1 pseudogene is annotated in these 811 nt (G+C 32.3%); it reads left to right on the top strand.

The features are described 5' to 3' along the window. A pseudogene (locus tag LF845_RS11735) lies at positions 1–811 on the top strand (transposase); the annotation flags it as partial.

Below are 811 nucleotides of genomic sequence, written 5' to 3'. Positions count from 1 at the left end.
CACTACAAGAAACCTTCATGATTATCTTACAAAGCCACAACAAAAATATATACTTGAGATGATTTCCGGCTGTTTTGCTACTTGTAGCTTAAATCTTAGTGCCATATCCGGTTATTTAAATGAGGATTGCGGAATTAAACATACATTAAAGCGGTTGCAAAGAAACACATTTAATTATTCAAGCCTACTTGCTATTTCAAATGTGTATAATATTGATTACGCATTTGAAGAAACAAAATCAGATTCCAGGTTAATAATATCAATTGATGGTGGAGATTTGGTTCACAATTATGGTAGAAACTTTGAGCTTATTGGTAAAGTCCACGATGGTAGTAGTGGTCGTATTGCTAATGGCTTCCATTTAAATCATGCAGTGTGTTATAGCCCCGGCAGCAAACGTTTATTTTCATTATATTTAGATGCTTATAGTTCTAAATCTCAAGACTTTAAAAGTGAGAATACAGAGACCTTAAATATGCTGGATAAATTAAAAGATAAGTTTCGAAATAAGGGTTTATTTGTATTTGATAGGGGTTATGACAGGGGAGTAATTTTAAGATATCTTCTTCGAGAAGATTTAAATTTTGTAATTAGGAGCACAGGTAAGAGGCATTTAGAATATAAGGGCGAGAAGATGTCAGTATATAAAATTTGCAATGGAATAATAAATAGGCGCTACAGTAAGGAAGGTATTTCTTATGGTTATGCAAAATGTTATTACAACAATCGAGCAGTTACAGTTATTAGTGTGAGCTTTCATGGTAATAAGAATAAACTTTATTTTTTATGTGAAGGCCACATAAATAGCAGC

This window comes from Deferrivibrio essentukiensis (assembly GCF_020480685.1).
Classification (GTDB): Bacteria; Chrysiogenota; Deferribacteres; order Deferribacterales; family Deferrivibrionaceae; genus Deferrivibrio; species Deferrivibrio essentukiensis.
Note: the sequence above shows the minus strand (reverse complement) of the source record. Positions and strands in the feature narration are given on the sequence as shown.